Source organism: Arthrobacter sp. R4, from assembly GCF_051365025.1.
Classification (GTDB): domain Bacteria; phylum Actinomycetota; class Actinomycetes; order Actinomycetales; family Micrococcaceae; genus Arthrobacter.
In genome coordinates this window covers 191,006-207,909 of record NZ_JBLWIJ010000017.1, presented here as the reverse complement: position 1 = coordinate 207,909, position 16,904 = coordinate 191,006, and the positions used below count along the sequence as shown (strand labels likewise).

The following is a 16,904-nucleotide window of genomic DNA, read 5'->3' as shown; positions in this document are numbered from 1 at the left end:
TCAAGGGAAATCTTTTGCTTCCCCGCAGCCTGGACCACAGTCTTCCACTGTGACGCAGGCTACATATACGAGTAGCCTAACCGCACAGAGTCCAAATACTGGTACTCCGTTGCCAAACCGTAACCGGTTAATCGCCATTAGCTCGCCGGGGCACGGAAGTTGTGCAAGTCACATGTTACTCGCAGGTAGGACCAATGCCGAATTGGCCCTGCCAACTCCTCCAAACAGCCCGGGCAGGCGGCAACGCGCCTTAGTTCAGGCGCCACTCCCACACGTTCCACCACACGCCCAAGGGGCCACCACTGGCCTTCACGCCCGTGACGCGTCCCGCAACGGCAGTGGTTCCCGTGGTCTGGTAGAGGGGCAGGCCGTAGTCGCTTTCCCATACCCGTTTGTCTATCTCAGCCATCAGTTCGTCCTGCTTGGCCAGATCAGTGGTGTTGGACAGTTGTTGCATCACCTTGTCCGCGTCAGCGTCGGAATAGCCGTTGAAATTACTGCCCGCTCCGGTCCGGAAAATCTGCGGTACCCGGCCGACGCCTACCCCTGTACTGATCCAGCCGAGGATGGCGGCATCGTAGGAGCCTCCGCCGAGTGCCTTGGCCCAATCGGCGTTGCCCTGCCCGGCATCGATCACACGGAAGCCGGCGAGGGCTGCCGAGTCACGTATCAATTCAAAGGCCTGCACGCGGTTGGGGTTGTCGCGGTTGTAAAGGATCCGGACCGTGGGAGTCGCACCGTCCAGGAGCGACGCAGCCCCGTCGATGTCTACTTCCGCGTAGTCCGTCGAGCCGTTGCCCTTCACCGTTTCGGTGTACTTGGGGTGGGACGGCAGGAAGACGTGGGAGTCGAGCGGTTTGGCGTCCGGCATCTGGTCTCCGACGATTTCTTCGACGATGTCCTGCCGCGGGACGGTCTTGAGGAATGCCTCACGGATCTTGCCGTCGGCGAACACGCCGGAAAAGTTCAGGTCGAGGTGGTCATACCCCGACTGGCTGTAGCGTTGAACAGCTATTCCCTGGCCCTCCAGCCCGTTGAACAGGTCCTCGGATCCCGCGGAGGGCTGGGGCGAAATAATGTCAGCCCGGCCGCTTTTGAGCGCGTCCACAGCCGCCGTCACAGCACCTGTGAATTGGATAGTGATCTCATCCAGGTAGGGCTCCGGACCCCAGACGTAGTCCTTGTTCCGAACAAGTGTCACTGAAGCCTCAGGAATGATGTCCCGGACAATGTAGGGCCCATTCGAGAGGTAAATTGCCGGATCACCGGGCAGCGTTTTCGCATCAAAGCCGGAGTTCCAGAAGCTGCTGACCACCTGGAGGTCCGCATTCAGCACCGGCTGCTCCGCGTCACCGCGGGGCGAATCCCGCAAGAGTTCAATCAGGTCATCTTCATCATTGAGTCCGCCTTTGGCGGCCACAACATGGGCCGGAAGACCGACGTCGAACGCCACTTCCCAGTCAGCGTAGGGCGATCCGTATTCCAAAGTGATGGAGCGACCGTCTCCCCCTATTTCGGGAAAAACCGTAGTGGCCAGGCCGCTGGTGTCCGAGGCTGCGGAAAAGTACCTTCTTCCGGTGCCGGCCACGGGGTCAGCGTCGTCAAAGTAGCCCGACCCCGCCGCCCACGCCAGCACCAGGTCACCCGCATCGACAGCTTCGCCATCGGACCATTTCACGCCTTCGTTGACCGTGTACCGCACTTTCAGCGGCTGGTCAGAGATCTTTTCGTACCGGCCGAATTTCTCGTTCCGGACCACTTTTGCCGAGTCGTCAACGTAGTAAAAGCCGGAGTGGGTGGCGTACCAGACCTTGGAATTGATGTCGGTGTTGCCGTCCGTGCTGAACGGATTAAAGGAGGAGAGGGCATTGACTTCAGCCACTGTGGCACTGCCGCCGCGTTTTGCCTCGCCGACCACCACGGGCAACGCGCCCCCGCCGCCGGAACAACCGGCAAGAACCAGGGCCGCTGCTGCTGCACTGCTGATGAGCTTTACCAGACGCCTGAGAGGCATGCCGTATCCCCTTATGTGTTCCCTCTGCCGGAGGGGCCCCTGGCCTGGCCAGGATCACGTCCAATGTCCTTCAGCAAGGATACTTCGTATGGTCCGGGGCCGGCACCAAAAAGCTGCCCGGTTCCCTGAACCGGGCAGCTTTCGATCCACCCAGCACGTGAAATGAAGGTGCCCTATATGCGCCTTTTCAGCCCGACGTGGGCAGTCCGATATCCGAGTCGGGTGTAGAAGGCTCGGGCCCGTTCCCGTGCTTCGTCCGTGGTCACCTGTGCCAGTTGCGCCCCACGCGCCCGCCCGAAATTGTGTGCCCATTCAAGCATCGCGGTGCCCAAGCCAAGTGAACGCTCCGCGGCCGCAACTCGCAGTCCCTCGATCTGAAGTCGGGAAGAACCACCCCGGGAAAGACCTGGAATAACGGTCAACTGCATCGTGCCCACGATGCGATCGGCACCATTGCGGACAACCCCCAGATAGTTTGAACTGTCACGTTCAACCACGTTGAAGGCCGCCTCGTATCGTTCGAGTTCGGCGCACTCACGATCGGGTCCGAACTGATCATCAGACAGCAGCGCGGCGATGGCCTGAACATCTTCGCGACTTGCCCGTTCCAGCCTGAAGGTCCGGCCCGCCACCCGCAACAGTCCTCGAACCGAGGATCGCGCGTCTGCCTGCAAACGGGCGACCAGCAGATCAAGCCATCCGCCGACGTTGGCTCGAGCCTCGACGGTATCGGGGTAACGGCATCTCAAGTGCAGCCCGGACTCGTCCAGAATGAACCAGAGCATGACGCTGTCGGTGTCGATTGTGGCGCTGACATAATGGGCTTCGAGTCCGACCGAGTCGATTCGCACCGGCAGTCTGCGCAGGTCCAGCCAGGAGATCGCAAACATACCAGGAGCTACGGGCATGCCGCCCCATGGAGCCAGAACGTCCGCACGCGGCCACGAGCCAAGCTGTACGGCCTCTTTTACCGCCGCCGCCGCAGCGTGCGGCTCGGCGACCGCCGACTCAAGTACCGAATTGGTAATGAACCAGCCGACTGAGTCATGCCAGTTCTCATCGAAGCGGCTGTGAACGGGGAAAACAGCTCGCAGCGGCGTTCCGGCCATCTCGCGGGTTACCGCAGTCATCGCAACAACAGCGAGTGCGAGCGTCGACACACCGTCATTGCGGGCCTGCGCGGCAAAGGCGGCACCGTCGTCGAGATCGAACACATCGCGCACTTCCACACGCTCGTGCTGCGGATCGGCCGCGCCCAGGGGCAGTGGGAATTGCGGCATAACGCCGCCGCTGTCCCGGATGATGTTTGCCCATCGGTGACGCACGGAGCCCGGCGCTGCATTCCGCTCCAGCAGTGCTTGCGTGTGTTCAACAAATGCGGGCGCTGGCCCGCGGAACGGTTCGCGGTCCGCCCTCCCAGCATCGAGCGCCGACAGCAGGTCGCGCGCGATCACCAGCATCGACCACATATCGACGTGGGCGTGGTCTGCCGCAATCACGACGGTCAGTCCAGCAGCAGTCTCCAACACGCAGAGCCGGTGTGAGGGCTGCCGATATGGCGAACATGCGGCATCGAGAATGTCCCGCACCGTGTCATTGACGGCCTGGCCAGGAGATATCTGATGCTCGACCCAAGTCCCCGGACCAACGTCAATTTCGTGAAGCTCCGGATCACCATCCGCACCGGGCACGAATGCCGTTCGCAGTGTGCCATGACGGGCTACGACAGCCAGCCACGCATCGGCAATTGACTCACGACGGGTTGGAGTAGGCAGCCGAAAAGACAATGCCATCCAGGAGCCAGGGCGGTCGCCTGCCCCCACATGGAGTTGCTGGTCAAAGGACACTGGAAGGCGTCGGTCCAGCACATTCACACTGACGTCGTAGCCCCAAAGTCGTCCAAACGGTAGGCGCAGGTGCTTGACGTTGGTCAGCCGCATGGCAGAAGCCTATCGCCCCGGATAACCTGAATGCTCAACGCGGCCGCCCGAGGTCACGCGGTCAGTCACGAAACGAGGAGCCAGATGCCCACTTTCGAGGTTCCCGGAGCGGAGCTTGCGGTTGCTTTGAGCGACGAAGGTGGACACCCGGTTGTCCAACTGCATGGCCTTACTTCAAGCCGCGCGCGCGATCGCGTGCTCAACCTCGACCTCGGTCGAGGCCTCAGTGGCACTCGGCTGCTGCGGTACGACGCACGCGGCCATGGCCGGTCGACGGGGCGGAAGGTCCCTGAGGACTATCAGTGGCAAAGCCTCGCCGACGACCTCCTGCGACTGCTCGATCACTGGTTCCCGGGCGAACGTGTCCACGGAGTTGGTCCTTCCATGGGTACCGGCACACTCTTGCACGCCGCTTCCCGCGAGCCTGACCGCTTTACCGGGCTTACGCTTATGGTGCCACCCACGGCGTGGGAAACCCGACCTGCACAGGCTGCAAACTACCGAGCTGCCGCAGCGCTAACCGAATCTGACGGTGTCAAGGCGTTCCTCGCCACCACGCGCGGAGCGCCACCTCCGCCGGCCACAATTGGTGCGCCGGAAACGGTGCCTGACGTCCCCGACGCCCTCTTGCCGTCGTTGTTTCGAGGCGCGGCACTCAGCGATCTGCCTGCTCCCGAGGCCATCGCGCGAATCGATGTACCGACGACAATCCTGGCGTGGGTCGATGATCCGGGCCACCCGCTGTCTACCGCCGAATCCCTTGCCGCGCTGCTCCCCCAAGCAACGCTGACGGTCGCCCGCACCCCGGGAGAAGTCGAAACCTGGCCTAATATCCTGAGCCAGGATGTCGCCCATTGGGGCTAACCGACAATTCGCTCGACTACTTGCTCACATGGAAGCGGCACTCGACTAAACGTTGAAGCGGAACTCCACCACGTCGCCGTCGGCCATCACATATTCCTTGCCTTCAATCCGGACCTTGCCGCGCGACTTGGCCTCGGCCATGGATCCGGCCTCGATCAGGTCGTTGAAGGAAACCACTTCGGCCTTGATGAAGCCACGCTGGAAGTCCGTGTGAATGACGCCGGCCGCCTGCGGAGCGGTGTCACCCTGATGGATGGTCCACGCCCGCGTTTCCTTGGGTCCGGCTGTGAGGTAGGTCTGCAGCCCCAGCGTGTGGAAGCCCACGCGGGCCAACTGGTCGAGGCCCGACTCGTCCTGGCCGTTCATTTCCAGCATTTCCCGGGCTTCTTCCTCGTCCAGCTCCACGAGGTCGGACTCCAGCTTGGCATCGAGGAAGACGGCGTCCGCGGGGGCCACCATGGCCCGCAGCTCTTCCTGCTTCTCCGGGTTCCCCAAAATGCCTTCGTCGGCGTTGAAGACATAAATAAACGGCTTGGCCGTCAGCAGGCTGAGCTCCTTGAGGTGCTCCATCTCCAGCTTGTCGCTTTTGATGGAGGCGAAGATCGTGTCGCCGCGCTCAAGGACTGCCTGCGCAGCCTTGATCGCTGCCAGTTCGGCGGCTTCCCGCTTCTTGATCTTGACTTCTTTTTCGATCCGCGGAATGGCATTCTCAATGGTCTGCAGATCGGCCAGGATCAGCTCGGTGTTGATGGTTTCCATGTCCGAGCGTGGGTCCACCTTGCCGTCCACGTGGATGACGTCAGGATCATCGAACACCCGGACCACCTGGGCGATGGCCTCAGCTTCACGGATGTTGGCAAGGAACTTGTTGCCCAGGCCTTCGCCCTCCGACGCGCCCTTGACGATTCCGGCGATGTCCACGAAGGATACCGGGGCCGGCAGCAGGCGCTGCGAGCCAAAGATCTCCGCGAGCTGCTTCAGCCGCGGATCCGGCAGGTTCACGACGCCGACATTCGGCTCGATCGTGGCGAACGGATAGTTCGCTGCGAGGACCTGGTTGCGGGTCAGTGCGTTGAAGAGAGTTGATTTGCCGACGTTGGGCAGTCCGACGATGCCAATAGTAAGAGCCACGAGCATTGATTCTACCCGCAGCAGGCCCAGAACCTTTCAGCGGCGGTCTTTGGAAGTCCGCGCAACCCTGCGGACATCCCGCGCGCAGGACTGCCGCTGCCCTGAATTGTCACAGGGGCATGCCACAGTGAGGATATGGATGCTTTCGCCCTGATTCTTGCCCTGTTGATGCTGCTGGTCGGCGCCTTTGCCGGTGCCGCCGCCACCTATTTTTCGTTCCGCCGCCGCGCCCACGCGCTGGAGGAGGATTTCGACGCCGTCTCATCCCGCCTTTCCGAGGTCAGCGCCCAGTTCGCCGCAGCCGACGCCGAACGCCGCCTCCTCAGCATCCAGAACCGGGAGCTCGGCGAGTCCCGCAGCCAGGACGGGAACGTGCTGCGTGCGCTCGCACCGGTGGCAGAGAAACTGACGGCCGTGCAGCAGCAGGTGGCGCTGCTGGAGCGTGACCGACTCGAACAGTATGGCCAGCTTGCGCAGCAGCTCCAGGAGGCCCGTCTCTCGGACGCCCAGCTGATCCGCTCCACCCATGCCCTCGAATCTGCCCTTCGCTCAAACAGCGCGCGCGGCCAATGGGGCGAGGTACAGCTGCGCCGGGTGGTTGAAGCATCCGGGATGCTCAAGCACGTGGACTTCCTGGAGCAGGTCCACAGCTCCGGCACGGACTCAACCGTCCGCCCCGACCTCGTGGTCCAGCTGCCTGGGGAAAAGCAGCTCGTGGTGGACGCCAAGGTGCCGCTGTCCTCATACCTCGCTGCCCAGGAACTGGGTTCCGTGCCGGCGGGTGAGCAGGGAAATCGCCCACTGGACGGCGGCGGCTCTCAGCAGGCCTTGCTGGCCGCCCACGCAAAGGCCCTGCGCGCCCACGTTGACGCCCTCAGCAACAAGAAATACTGGGACATTCCCGGAAACACTCCCGAGCTGGTGATCTGCTTCCTGCCCGCCGAATCGATCCTGGCGGCGGCCCTCATGGCGGATGCCACTCTGCTGGATCATGCCTTGTCCAAGAACGTGGTCCTGGCTTCACCCAGTACCCTGCTGGCCGTGCTGAAATCCGTTGCCTTCACGTGGCGCCAGGATGTGCTGACGGACAGCGCACGCGAACTTTTCGAGCTCGCCCGTCAGCTGTACGAACGCATGGGAACCCTGGGCGAGAACGTGGGCAAGCTGGGCTTGTCGCTGAAGTCCTCAGTGGACCGGTACAACTCCATGGTCGGCACCCTTGAGGCCCGGATCCTGCCCACTGCCCGGAAACTCAACGCCATGGACGAATCCGGATTGCTCACGCCACCTGCGCTGGAAGTAACGCCGCGTTCGCTGGCAGCCCCGGAGCTGCAGCAGGACGACGCCGCGGCCTGACGTTGCGGGGAACTGTCAGCTGCGGGACCGGCGTCCGCCGAGCGCGCGGCTGACATCCCCGGCTTCCTTGAGAGTTGCCCGAAGCTCTTTGGGCAGCGAGAAGAGCAGGTCTTCCTCGGCCGTGACAACTTCCTCCACGGAAGAGTAGCCGTAGTCTGCGAGCAGCCGCAGGACATCCTTGACCAGGACTTCGGGCACGGAAGCGCCGGAGGTGACCCCGACAGTCGCCACCCCTTCAAACCATGCCTCGTCCACTTCGTTGGCAAAGTCCACGCGGTAGGACGCCTTGGCACCGTATTCCAGGGCAACTTCCACAAGCCGTACCGAGTTCGAAGAGTTGGCCGAACCCACCACAATGACCAGGTCCGCCTGGGGAGAGATCTTCTTGATTGCCACCTGCCGGTTGGTCGTCGCGTAGCAGATGTCGTCGCTCGGCGGATCCTGGAGGGTGGGGAACCGCTCCTTGAGGAGCCGGACGGTCTCCATGGTCTCATCAACACTCAGGGTGGTCTGGGACAACCAGATGACTTTTTCCGGATCCCGGACCGTCACCTGGTCCACTTCATGCGGGCCGTTGATGATCTGGATGTGCTCCGGTGCCTCGCCCGCGGTGCCTTCAACTTCCTCATGGCCGTCGTGGCCGATGAGGAGGATGTCGAAATCGTCCTTGGCGAACCGGACGGCCTCCTTGTGGACCTTGGTCACCAGCGGGCAGGTGGCATCAATGGTACGGAGTCCGCGGTCCTCTGCGGACTGGACTACGGCGGGCGATACGCCGTGGGCAGAGAAGATGACCAGGGCGCCTTCGGGCACCTCGTCGGTTTCGTCCACAAAGATGGCGCCCTGTTCCTCCAGCGAGCTCACCACGTGGACGTTGTGCACGATCTGTTTCCGCACATACACCGGAGGGCCGTAGTGCTCCAAGGCCTTTTCCACGGCTATGACGGCCCGGTCAACACCGGCGCAATAGCCGCGAGGAGCCGCCAGCAGAACCTTCTTCGGGCCCGCTACCGGGGCCGCCGCAGCAACATCCTCAGGCGAGCGCCGCCTTCGCGGGACAGTTGGCATCGAGAGGGAAACGGCGGTGGAAGTCATTCCTCCATGCTACCGGGTGAGGGCCCGCCGCCCCCGCGAAGCGATGCCGATCACAAGGCCGGCTGCCAGGAGCACTCCGCCTGCAACCGCGGTTCCCGATATCCAGGACTGAAAGCTGCTGGACGCCGCCGCCACGAACGCATCCTTGAACCTGTCGGCCACCTCATTTCCGCTGGCCGTCCCCACGACGGCGTCGCGGGCCCATTGTGAGCCGAAAGTCCACAAGGCCGCCAGGAGCAGTGCACCCACGCCAGCACTGAAAAATACGGTCCAGCGCCGGCGCGCCAACACCAAGGCGAGTGCCAGGGCGATTCCCGCGCCGATCGCCAGCGAATAAGCCAGCGGTGCGTAGGCAGACAGGCGCTCGATCCACTGGCGCTGATCCGGCTGTCCAACGTTGATCAGGGTCTGTTCGGGGGCTTCCAGCGTCAGTCCCGTGGTGCGGGAAAGCTCCTCAACCGCCAGCGCAACCAAGGGTGCCACATCCAGCGTGAGCGACGTGGCGGTGTCCGCTTCGGCCGGCAGGGAGGCGGGGTCGGCAAAGCTCAAACGATGGCTCTTCCGGAGGGACTCTTCCCAGGCTGCCGGGTAACCGGGCAGCCCGGTCAGGGAGCCGGCCGCCGCCTCTGCCACCGGCTCGACGAGGCCTGCCAACGCGTCCGGGATGGAGCTTGTGTCGATGGATCCCACTGCAGCGGCAGCGAGTCGCTGCTGGAAGTCTGCGTCCTGCCCCAGCGGAGCCGACAGCGCCACAAAGCCGTCCTCATCCACCACGTTGCGGTCCACCCAGATAGCAGGGATTGCCACGGCGGACAGCAGGACGCCGAGGAGAACGGCTACGGCTGAAAGGAAGGTGCGCAAAAGCTGGTCCTAACTGGTTGGCGGCTGAGGGGCCATCCTATGCATGAAGCCTGGATAAAGAATGTCCGCCTTCGGTGGTAGAGCTTATGGATAAGGTTGAATGACAGCCGCCATTCAAACATGAACTGCCCACTGCCGAACAAAGGACCGCCATGCCGCCAGCCACAGCTTCCCGGGGCAGCGGGCATGTCTGAACAGGCTGCCCTTCCGGGCACCGCTGCCAGCACGCTGCCCGCCACTGCCGCTGAAACCAGCCCGGACAATCCTTGGCCTTTGCAGTTGTTGTCCCAGAAACTCAAGGCGCACATCGACCGCACGCCTTCTGCATGGGTCGAGGGCCAGGTCATCGAAATGAACCGCCGCGGCGGCAATGCCTATTTGACGCTGCGCGACGTCGACGCGGAGGTTTCGCTGCCCGCGTCGGTCTGGACCAAGGTGCTGGACCGCCAGAACATGCCGTTGGAGCGGGGATCCCGGGTGGTGGCCCTCCTGAAGCCTGAGTTCTGGCTGAAGACCGGCCGCCTCAACATGCTCGTCAGGGATATCCGGCCGGTAGGACTGGGCGATCTGCTGGCGCGGATCGAACGCCTGCGCCAGGCACTTTCGGCCGAGGGCCTTTTTGCGGACTCCCGGAAAAAGACCCTGCCGCTGCTGCCCCACCGCATCGGCCTCATCACGGGTCGGGATTCCGACGCCAAGAAGGACGTCCTGCAGAACGCGGCGCTTCGTTGGCCGGCCGTTGAGTTTGAAATCCGTGAGGTGGCTGTCCAGGGCAACACCGCGGTGTCGCAGATCGTCCGGGCACTTCGCGAGCTTGACTCCCGTCCCGACGTCGACGTCATCGTCATCGCCAGGGGCGGCGGAGCCCTGGAGGACCTCCTTCCGTTCAACAGCGAAGAACTGATCCGCGCCGTCGCCGCCGCGGTCACCCCGGTGGTCAGCGCCATCGGCCACGAGGCGGACAGGCCATTGCTCGACGACGTCGCCGACCTGAGGGCTTCAACGCCCACCGATGCCGCCAAACGGATCGTCCCGGATGTCGCGGAGGAACTGGCCGGCGTCGGCCAGGCCAGGGAACAGCTCCGCCGCTGCATTAGCCGGCTGGTGGACCGGGAGACAGACCGCCTCCATGCTCTGCAGTCCCGCCCGGTGCTCGCCGCGCCGGAAACCATGGTGACGGGCCGCTCGGAAGAGATTGAGCGCCTCCTGCGGCGATCCTCCGCGGCCGTCAGCTCGCTGGTGGTGCGGGCGGCTGACCAACTGGCCCACCTGCAGGCCCAGGTGCGGTCACTTTCCCCACAAAAAACCCTCGACCGCGGCTACGCCGTAGTGGAACTGGCCAACGGCCGGCCCGCGCGGGCAACGGAAGCTTCCGGCCACGCCGTGGTCCGAGACCCGTCGGAGGCACCGTCCGGAACAGCACTATCGGTGCGGGTCGCCCACGGCCTGTTCGGGGCCACCTCCACCGGGAAACTTCAACAAGGAGAAGCACATGCCTGACACAAAGCCCGATCCGGAAATCGAAGCGCTGAGCTACGAGGAGGCGCGCGAGCAGCTCATCGGCGTCGTGGGAAAGCTGGAGGCCGGAGGTGCAAGCCTTGAGGAATCACTGGCCCTCTGGGAACGGGGCGAAGCCTTGGCGAAACGCTGCGAGGAATGGCTCGAAGGCGCCAGAAAGCGTCTGGCTGCTTCCCGGGACCAGCCGCTCTAGGCACGGCCGGAACCTCTTTCCGAGACTTCCCTTGCAGGACCTTCTGACGATCGCCTGGGTTCAGGACCTTTCGACCAGTTCGCGTTCAATCGGGACGTCAAGCTCGGCCTTTGGCCACTCCAGCCTGAGGTCAGACAGGGCTCCCAGCACCAGCTGCTGCACAGCGATCCTGGCATACCATTTCTTGTTGGCCGGCACCACGTGCCAAGGGGCAACCTCAGTGCTGGTGGCGTCGAAGGCAGCCTGGTAGGCGTCCATGTAGTCGTCCCAGAAGGCCCGCTCCTTGAGGTCTCCGCTGCTGTATTTCCAGTGTTTGGCGGGGTTGTCCAGTCTGGCCAGGAGCCGTGACTTCTGTTCATCCCTGCTGATGTTCAGCATCACCTTGACGATTTTCGTGCCCGCATCCGTCTGCCGCGCCTCAAATTCGTTGATAGCACGGTACCTGCGCTTGATTTCCTCAGGCGCTGCCCAGTTGTGGACCCGGTGGATCAGGACGTCCTCATAATGTGACCGGTCAAAGATGCCCACCATGCCTGCTGCCGGCACGGCCTTCTCGATCCTCCACAGGAAATCGTAGGACTTCTCCTCCTCGGTGGGAGCCTTGAACGCCTTGAACTGGACGCCCTGCGGGTCCATCGCGGCCATGACGTGGTTGACGATGCCGCCCTTCCCCGCCGTGTCCATGGCCTGCAGGATCAGGAGCATCCGCTTCTTCCCGCCAAAGCGCGACTCCGCGAACAGCTTTTCCTGCAGTTCGGCCAGCGCGCTGTCCAGCTTGGCCAGGATGGTCTGACCGTCAGCCTTGTTCCCTGGGTATCCGGGCGTGGCGTCCGCGTCTGCGTCGGCAAGGGAATAGCCCTCACCAATCCTCAGCGTTTCAGAAGGGTGCTCCTCGAACTCAACGACGCCGTCCATGACGGTCCTTTCCCACGGTTCCGCGTGCCAAGGATGCACGTCACCACAGGCTAGTTCCCCTGATACCTGCTTAGGAAGTCCCCCATGCGCCCCACAGCCTCCTCGATGTCCTTGACGTTGGGCAGCGTGACCATCCGGAAGTGGTCCGGACGGACCCAGTTGAAGGCACGGCCGTGCGAAACAAGGATCTTCTGCTCTTTCAGGAGGTCCAGCACGAATTTTTCATCGTCCCGGATGTGGTAGACCTCCGGGTCCAGCCGCGGGAACAGATAAAGCGCGCCCCTGGCCTGTTGTGTGCTGACTCCCGGAATGGCGTTCAGCATGTCGTACGCCTTGTTGCGTTGCTCCAGGAGCCTCCCGCCGGGAAGGATGAGGTCGTTGATGCTCTGGTAGCCGCCGAGCGCCGTCTGGATGGCATGTTGGGCGGGCACGTTGGCGCATAGACGCATGTTGGCGAGCAGGTTGATGCCCTCCAAGTAATCCGAGGCATCCTTCTTGGGCCCGGATATGGCCATCCAGCCAGCCCGGTAACCACAGACCCGGTAGGCCTTCGAGAGTCCGCTGAAGGTGAGGCAAAGGACGTCGTCTCCGGTCAGCCCGGCGAGGTTTATGTGGACCGCGTCCTCATACAGGATCTTTTCGTAGATTTCATCTGCGAAAAGCACCAGCCCGTGCTTCTCGGCCAGGGCCACAATCTTCTTCAGCGTCTCTTCGGGATAGACGGCCCCGGTGGGATTGTTCGGGTTGATCACCACAATGCCCTTGGTGCGGGGCGTAATCTTCGCTTCCATGTCCTCGAGGTCGGGCTGCCAGCCGGACTCCTCGTCGCACAGGTAATGCACCGGCTTACCGCTGGCCAGGGCCACTGAAGCGGTCCACAGCGGGTAGTCCGGGGTGGGAATCAGGACTTCGTCGCCGTCGTCCAGCAACGCCATCAGGGACATCGTGATGAGTTCGCTGACGCCGTTGCCCAAGTAGATGTCATCCACATGGATGTTCTGGATGCCACGGGTCTGGTAATACTGCGACACTGCGGTCCGGGCCGAAAAAATGCCGCGGGAGTCGCTATACCCCTGGGCATGCGGCAGGTGGCGGATCATGTCCACCAAAATCGCGTCCGGGGCTTCAAATCCAAACGGCGCGGGGTTTCCGATGTTCAGTTTGAGGATCCGGTGACCCTCCGCCTCCATCTGCTGGGCGGCCTGAAGAATCGGTCCACGGATGTCGTAAAGGACGTTGTGAAGCTTGGTGGACTGCCTGAATTCTGCCATCCATCAAATATGCCACAGGAAGGATGTACTTCCGTTGAGACCTCGGACACGTTCGACGGCGGCTGCCGGACACTGAAAGTCCGGCAGCCGCCGTCGTGGTTGAACCGGAAAACAAGGGCTACTTGACGATGCCCTTGTCCTTGAGCCAGGCGGCGGCAGCGTCCTTGGCGTTCTGCTTCTGGCTGCCGCTGACTGCACGGTTGAGGTTGACCAGGTCATCGGTGGTCAGGATCCGCGATACGGCGTTGAGGGCTTCCTTGGCCTTGTCGGTCATTTTTGCCTCGTTGTACAGGGGCAGGACCTGCTGGGCCTTGAAGTTGTTCTTGGGATCTTCGAGCACCACGAGGTCGTTGTCCGCGATGGACGGCGTGGTGGTGTAAATATCAGCCACCTGGACCTCATCGGTCAGCAGTGCCTGCAGCGTCAGGTTGCCGCCGCCGTCACTGAACGGCTTCAGCGCCTTGAGCTCACAGCCGTAGTTCGCCTTGAGCCCCGGGAAGCCGTAGGCCCGGGTTTCGAAGGTCGCCGGCGCGGCCATGGTCAGGTCCTTGCAGACCTTGGCGAGGTCCTCGATGGACTTCAACTGGTACTTCTCCGCCGTTGCCTTGGTGACTACCATGGCGTCCTTCGACTCAGCCTTTGATGCCTCCAGGACTGCCAGGCCCTCGGGGAGCTTCTCCGGCAGGGCCTTGTAGATATCGTCAGCAGAAACCTCGGCGGCCTCGGGGTCCACGTGCGAGAGCAGGTTGCCGGAGTAGTCCGGGACGAGGTCGACCGAGCCGTCCTGCACAGCCTTGAAGTAGATCTCGCGTGATCCGATGTTGGGCTTGGTGCTGGCCGTGACACCGGCAGCCGTCAGGGCGCCGGCGTAGATTTCGGCCACGATCTGGCTCTCCGGGAAGTCTGCCGATCCAACCACGAGCGGTCCGCCGGTTGACCCGCCGGTTCCGCCAGTGGTGGGGGTGGACAGGGGGTCGCCGCCGCCACAGGCGGAGAGCGCGACGGCGAGGCCGACGCCCGCCGCGAGGCCGGCAAGGCTCCGGCGGGTGATGGTTGTCCGTACTGGGTTCTTCATGGGGTGCCTCCTTGAACAGCAGCTGCCGCAGGCGCGGCAACCGTAAGATCGGCGGGAGCCTTGTGGCCGCCGTCGGGATCGGTGGACAGGCCGGGCGAGAGCACCATTCTCTGCACCGCGGCAAGAATAAGGTCGACGGCGATGGCCAGCCCCGCGATGAGCAGCGAACCGCCGAGCATCCGGGGAAAGTCCTGCAGGACCAGGCCGTCGAAGAGATACCGGCCGAGGCCGCCGAGCGGCAGGTAGGCAACAACCGATACGGTGGCAATGACCTGGAGCACGGCTGTGCGGATGCCGCCGAACATGACCTGCAGGCCGTTGGGTACTTCCACGCGGAAGAGGATCTGGAGCTCGGTCATTCCCATGGCCCGGGCGGCATCAACCACTGTCCGTTCAACGCTGGAGATGCCCGCATACGTTCCGGCTAGCAGCGGCGGGACGGTGAGGATCACCAGTGCCCAAACCGGCGGCATCAGGCTGCTGCCTGCGAGCAGTGCGAAAAGGACGAGCAGCCCCAGGGTGGGGAGGGCACGCAGCGCGCCGGCCACGGCGACGGCAACCACGCGCCCCCGGCCGGTATGCCCGATGTACAACCCCACCGGGACCGCGATGGCGGCTGCTATCACCAGCACCAGGCCGCTGTACTGCAGATGCTCCAGCAGGCGGACGGCGATGCCCGAGCTTCCGGACCAGTGCGCGGGGTCGGTCAGCCAGGCGATGGTCTCCAGGAAGATGCTCATCGTGCCGTCTCCACAGCCAAGGGCAGGCCTGCGGCGTCTTTCATGCCTGAATCGGCAGGGGCTTTCGCAGCCCGCGTCCATGGCGTCAGCAACCGTTCCAGCAGCACCAGCACCATGTCCATCAGCAGGGCCAGCACCAGGATGGCCACGATGCCCACCACCACTTCAGTGACGAACGTCCGCTGCAGGCCGTCGGTAAACAGCATGCCCAGGTTACCCACCCCCAGGAGGGCGGCAACACTGACGAGGGAGATGTTGCTGACGGATACCACCCTGAGCCCCGCGAACATCACCGGGAGGGACAGCGGCAGGTCAATCTGGAGGAACCGCAGCCAGGGCTTGTAGCCCATGGCCACCGCGGCTTGGCGCAGGTCTTCGTCCACGGAGTCGAAGGCATCCAGGGCGGCTCGCACCAGGAGCGCGACCGCGTACAAGGTGAGGGCAACAATAACGTTCAGCGGATCGAGGATCCGGGTTCCCAGGAGGGGCGGCAAGATGATGAACAGGGCCAGCGACGGGATGGTGTACAGCAGTGAACTTGCCGTCAGCACAACAGACCGGAGCGTGGCGTTCATCCGTGCGAGCTGGGCCAGCGGAATCGAGAGAACCAATCCGAGCACCATAGGGATCAGGGCAAGGATCAAGTGCTGGCCCGCCCGTTCCATGACCATGCCGCTGTTCGACAGGAACCAGTCCATCAGAGCGCAGCCTGCCGGACCTGGCGGGCTTCCTCAATAACAGCCAGGACCTCCTGTGCCCTGATGGTCCCCAGGACGCGGCCCTCCCGGTCCACGGCCACACCCAGGCCCGAGGGCGAGGAGAGCGCAGCGTCCAGAGCCCGGCGAAGGGTCTCGCCAGGCCGGAACAGGGAGCCGCCGGGAATGAGTTCGCTGTCCGTCCCCGGACCCGCCCAGCCGAGCGGGTGCATGTCGCTGTCCACTACCAATTGCCAGCCTGACACAGCTCCGGGGTCTCCGGCGAAGCCCGAATCTCCCCGGACGAGCGTGGGCACCGGGTGGATCCCCACGCCGTCGGACGCCGTAAAGCCCAGATGGCGGAACCCCCGGTCCCGGCCGACGAAAGCTGCCACAAAGTCGTTGGCGGGGGCCCGCAGGATTTCCTCGGGCGTGGCGTACTGGGCCAGCTTGCCGCCCACGGCAAAGACTGCCACCTTGTCTCCCAGGACAGTGGCCTCGTCAATGTCGTGGGTCACAAAAACGATGGTTTTGGCCAGGTCTTTTTGCAGCCGCAGGAGTTCCTGCTGCAGCTCGTCCCGCACCACGGGATCCACCGCGCTGAACGGCTCATCCATCAGGAGCACGGGCGGGTCGGCGGCGAGCGCACGGGCTACGCCAACGCGCTGCTGCTGCCCTCCGGACAGCTGGGAGGGGTACCGCTTTCCCAGGACGGACGCCAGTCCGACGACGTCGAGCAGCTCTTCGGCGCGTTTGCGCGCTTCAGCCTTGGGGACGCCGTTGAGCCGGGGAACGGTGGCGATGTTATCCAGCACCGTTCGGTGCGGCATCAGCCCTGAAGACTGCATGACGTAACCCATGGAACGCCGGAGTTCGGCTGCGGGAACGGAGATGACGTCCTTGCCGTCCACGGTGATGACGCCTGACGTTGGCTCGACCATGCGGTTGATCATCCGCAGGGACGTGGTTTTGCCGCAGCCGGACGGGCCCACGAAAACGGTGATCGCACCCCTGTCGATTGACATGGTCAGCTGGTCCACGGCAGGGTGCCCGCCCTGATACTGCTTGGTGACGCTTTGGAACTCAATCATGGCCTGGTCCATTGCGGGACTTACCTGTTCTCTTGGACGGCATCGGACTGCGGATCGACTCGGTAAATAAGCACACTGATAATCACGGTAACCCTCATCCGACCTCAGCTTAACCAGTGGCGCAGGGAAAGTGGGCGAAGGAATC

Annotated in this window: 15 protein-coding genes; 4 read left to right on the top strand and 11 right to left on the bottom strand. The window is 63.5% G+C overall.

All coding sequences use genetic code 11. The annotated features are described in order from the left end of the window. Positions 1-250 precede the first annotated feature (250 nt). Both ACLKOZ_RS12515 and ACLKOZ_RS12510 read right to left on the bottom strand, forming a co-directional pair. Entirely contained in the window at positions 251-2,014 is a 1,764-nt protein-coding gene (locus ACLKOZ_RS12515) for an ABC transporter family substrate-binding protein (RefSeq protein WP_436475420.1), read from the bottom strand. A 173-nt stretch (positions 2,015-2,187) separates the two neighbouring features. Next, a complete protein-coding gene (locus tag ACLKOZ_RS12510) occupies positions 2,188-3,954 on the bottom strand; it encodes a GNAT family N-acetyltransferase (RefSeq protein ID WP_436475418.1) in 1,767 nt (588 codons plus the stop codon). Positions 3,955-4,038: 84 nt separating this feature from the next. On the opposite strand from ACLKOZ_RS12510, the gene ACLKOZ_RS12505 reads away from it, so the two are divergent. Continuing rightward, positions 4,039-4,818: an alpha/beta fold hydrolase gene (locus ACLKOZ_RS12505; protein ID WP_436475416.1), complete on the top strand. Its 780-nt coding sequence runs from the start codon at positions 4,039-4,041 to the stop codon at positions 4,816-4,818. Between the two features lie 45 nt (positions 4,819-4,863). Here the strand turns inward: ACLKOZ_RS12505 and ychF are convergent, their stop codons facing one another. Further along, complete coding sequence (ychF, locus tag ACLKOZ_RS12500; protein WP_337345670.1) at positions 4,864-5,949, bottom strand: redox-regulated ATPase YchF; 1,086 nt, start codon at positions 5,947-5,949, stop codon at positions 4,864-4,866. Between the two features lie 135 nt (positions 5,950-6,084). Here ychF and ACLKOZ_RS12495 point away from each other — a divergent pair, with 135 nt between their 5' ends. Beyond that, entirely contained in the window at positions 6,085-7,305 is a 1,221-nt protein-coding gene (locus ACLKOZ_RS12495; protein WP_337350908.1) for a DNA recombination protein RmuC, read from the top strand. Positions 7,306-7,320: 15 nt separating this feature from the next. On the opposite strand, the gene ACLKOZ_RS12490 is transcribed toward ACLKOZ_RS12495, so the two are convergent. Together ACLKOZ_RS12490 and ACLKOZ_RS12485 are read right to left on the bottom strand one after the other, a co-directional pair. Beyond that, the gene (locus ACLKOZ_RS12490; RefSeq protein WP_337345668.1) at positions 7,321-8,400 is read right to left on the bottom strand and encodes a 4-hydroxy-3-methylbut-2-enyl diphosphate reductase; all 1,080 of its coding nucleotides are present in this window, start codon (positions 8,398-8,400) and stop codon (positions 7,321-7,323) included. Between the two features lie 9 nt (positions 8,401-8,409). Next, on the bottom strand, positions 8,410-9,261 hold the full coding sequence (locus ACLKOZ_RS12485; RefSeq protein ID WP_436475414.1) for a hypothetical protein: 852 nt from the start codon (positions 9,259-9,261) through the stop codon (positions 8,410-8,412). Between the two features lie 186 nt (positions 9,262-9,447). Between ACLKOZ_RS12485 and xseA the strand changes: the two genes are divergently transcribed. After that, a complete protein-coding gene (gene xseA / locus ACLKOZ_RS12480; RefSeq protein ID WP_337350906.1) occupies positions 9,448-10,761 on the top strand; it encodes an exodeoxyribonuclease VII large subunit in 1,314 nt (437 codons plus the stop codon). After that, a complete protein-coding gene (locus tag ACLKOZ_RS12475) occupies positions 10,754-10,972 on the top strand; it encodes an exodeoxyribonuclease VII small subunit (protein ID WP_337345665.1) in 219 nt (72 codons plus the stop codon). The genes xseA and ACLKOZ_RS12475 overlap by 8 nt, the downstream gene beginning before the upstream one ends. 60 nt (positions 10,973-11,032) lie before the next feature. Here ACLKOZ_RS12475 and ACLKOZ_RS12470 read toward each other — a convergent pair whose 3' ends face one another. The 6 genes from ACLKOZ_RS12470 to ACLKOZ_RS12445 all read right to left on the bottom strand — a co-directional run bounded on the left by ACLKOZ_RS12470 (position 11,033) and on the right by ACLKOZ_RS12445 (position 16,771). Further along, a complete protein-coding gene (locus tag ACLKOZ_RS12470) occupies positions 11,033-11,887 on the bottom strand; it encodes a polyphosphate kinase 2 family protein (RefSeq protein ID WP_436475412.1) in 855 nt (284 codons plus the stop codon). Positions 11,888-11,937: 50 nt separating this feature from the next. Then, a complete protein-coding gene (locus ACLKOZ_RS12465; RefSeq protein ID WP_376042994.1) occupies positions 11,938-13,158 on the bottom strand; it encodes a pyridoxal phosphate-dependent aminotransferase in 1,221 nt (406 codons plus the stop codon). Between the two features lie 118 nt (positions 13,159-13,276). Next, complete coding sequence (locus ACLKOZ_RS12460; RefSeq protein ID WP_337345662.1) at positions 13,277-14,233, bottom strand: ABC transporter substrate-binding protein; 957 nt, start codon at positions 14,231-14,233, stop codon at positions 13,277-13,279. Next, positions 14,230-14,973 carry an ABC transporter permease gene (locus ACLKOZ_RS12455; RefSeq protein ID WP_337345661.1) on the bottom strand — a complete coding sequence of 248 codons (744 nt, stop codon included), beginning with the start codon at positions 14,971-14,973 and terminating at the stop codon, positions 14,230-14,232. The genes ACLKOZ_RS12460 and ACLKOZ_RS12455 overlap by 4 nt, the downstream gene beginning before the upstream one ends. Then, the gene (locus ACLKOZ_RS12450; RefSeq protein WP_436475408.1) at positions 14,970-15,671 is read right to left on the bottom strand and encodes an ABC transporter permease; all 702 of its coding nucleotides are present in this window, start codon (positions 15,669-15,671) and stop codon (positions 14,970-14,972) included. Before ACLKOZ_RS12450 ends, ACLKOZ_RS12455 begins: the two co-directional genes overlap by 4 nt. After that, positions 15,671-16,771 (bottom strand): ABC transporter ATP-binding protein, encoded by a 1,101-nt coding sequence (locus ACLKOZ_RS12445; protein WP_436475406.1) that lies wholly within the window; start codon positions 16,769-16,771, stop codon positions 15,671-15,673. The genes ACLKOZ_RS12450 and ACLKOZ_RS12445 overlap by 1 nt, the downstream gene beginning before the upstream one ends. Positions 16,772-16,904 lie beyond the last annotated feature (133 nt).

Coding starts and splice junctions, on each gene's coding strand:
- ACLKOZ_RS12465 (WP_376042994.1), bottom strand. CDS start 13,158: ATGGCAGAATTCAGGCAGTCCACCAAGCTTCACAACGTCCTTTACGAC.
- ACLKOZ_RS12515 (WP_436475420.1), bottom strand. CDS start 2,014: ATGCCTCTCAGGCGTCTGGTAAAGCTCATCAGCAGTGCAGCAGCAGCG.
- ACLKOZ_RS12495 (WP_337350908.1), top strand. CDS start 6,085: ATGGATGCTTTCGCCCTGATTCTTGCCCTGTTGATGCTGCTGGTCGGC.
- ACLKOZ_RS12460 (WP_337345662.1), bottom strand. CDS start 14,233: ATGAAGAACCCAGTACGGACAACCATCACCCGCCGGAGCCTTGCCGGC.
- ACLKOZ_RS12490 (WP_337345668.1), bottom strand. CDS start 8,400: ATGACTTCCACCGCCGTTTCCCTCTCGATGCCAACTGTCCCGCGAAGG.
- ACLKOZ_RS12475 (WP_337345665.1), top strand. CDS start 10,754: ATGCCTGACACAAAGCCCGATCCGGAAATCGAAGCGCTGAGCTACGAG.
- ACLKOZ_RS12455 (WP_337345661.1), bottom strand. CDS start 14,973: ATGAGCATCTTCCTGGAGACCATCGCCTGGCTGACCGACCCCGCGCAC.
- ACLKOZ_RS12450 (WP_436475408.1), bottom strand. CDS start 15,671: ATGGACTGGTTCCTGTCGAACAGCGGCATGGTCATGGAACGGGCGGGC.
- ACLKOZ_RS12510 (WP_436475418.1), bottom strand. CDS start 3,954: ATGCGGCTGACCAACGTCAAGCACCTGCGCCTACCGTTTGGACGACTT.
- ACLKOZ_RS12505 (WP_436475416.1), top strand. CDS start 4,039: ATGCCCACTTTCGAGGTTCCCGGAGCGGAGCTTGCGGTTGCTTTGAGC.
- xseA (WP_337350906.1), top strand. CDS start 9,448: ATGTCTGAACAGGCTGCCCTTCCGGGCACCGCTGCCAGCACGCTGCCC.
- ACLKOZ_RS12445 (WP_436475406.1), bottom strand. CDS start 16,771: ATGGACCAGGCCATGATTGAGTTCCAAAGCGTCACCAAGCAGTATCAG.
- ACLKOZ_RS12470 (WP_436475412.1), bottom strand. CDS start 11,887: ATGGACGGCGTCGTTGAGTTCGAGGAGCACCCTTCTGAAACGCTGAGG.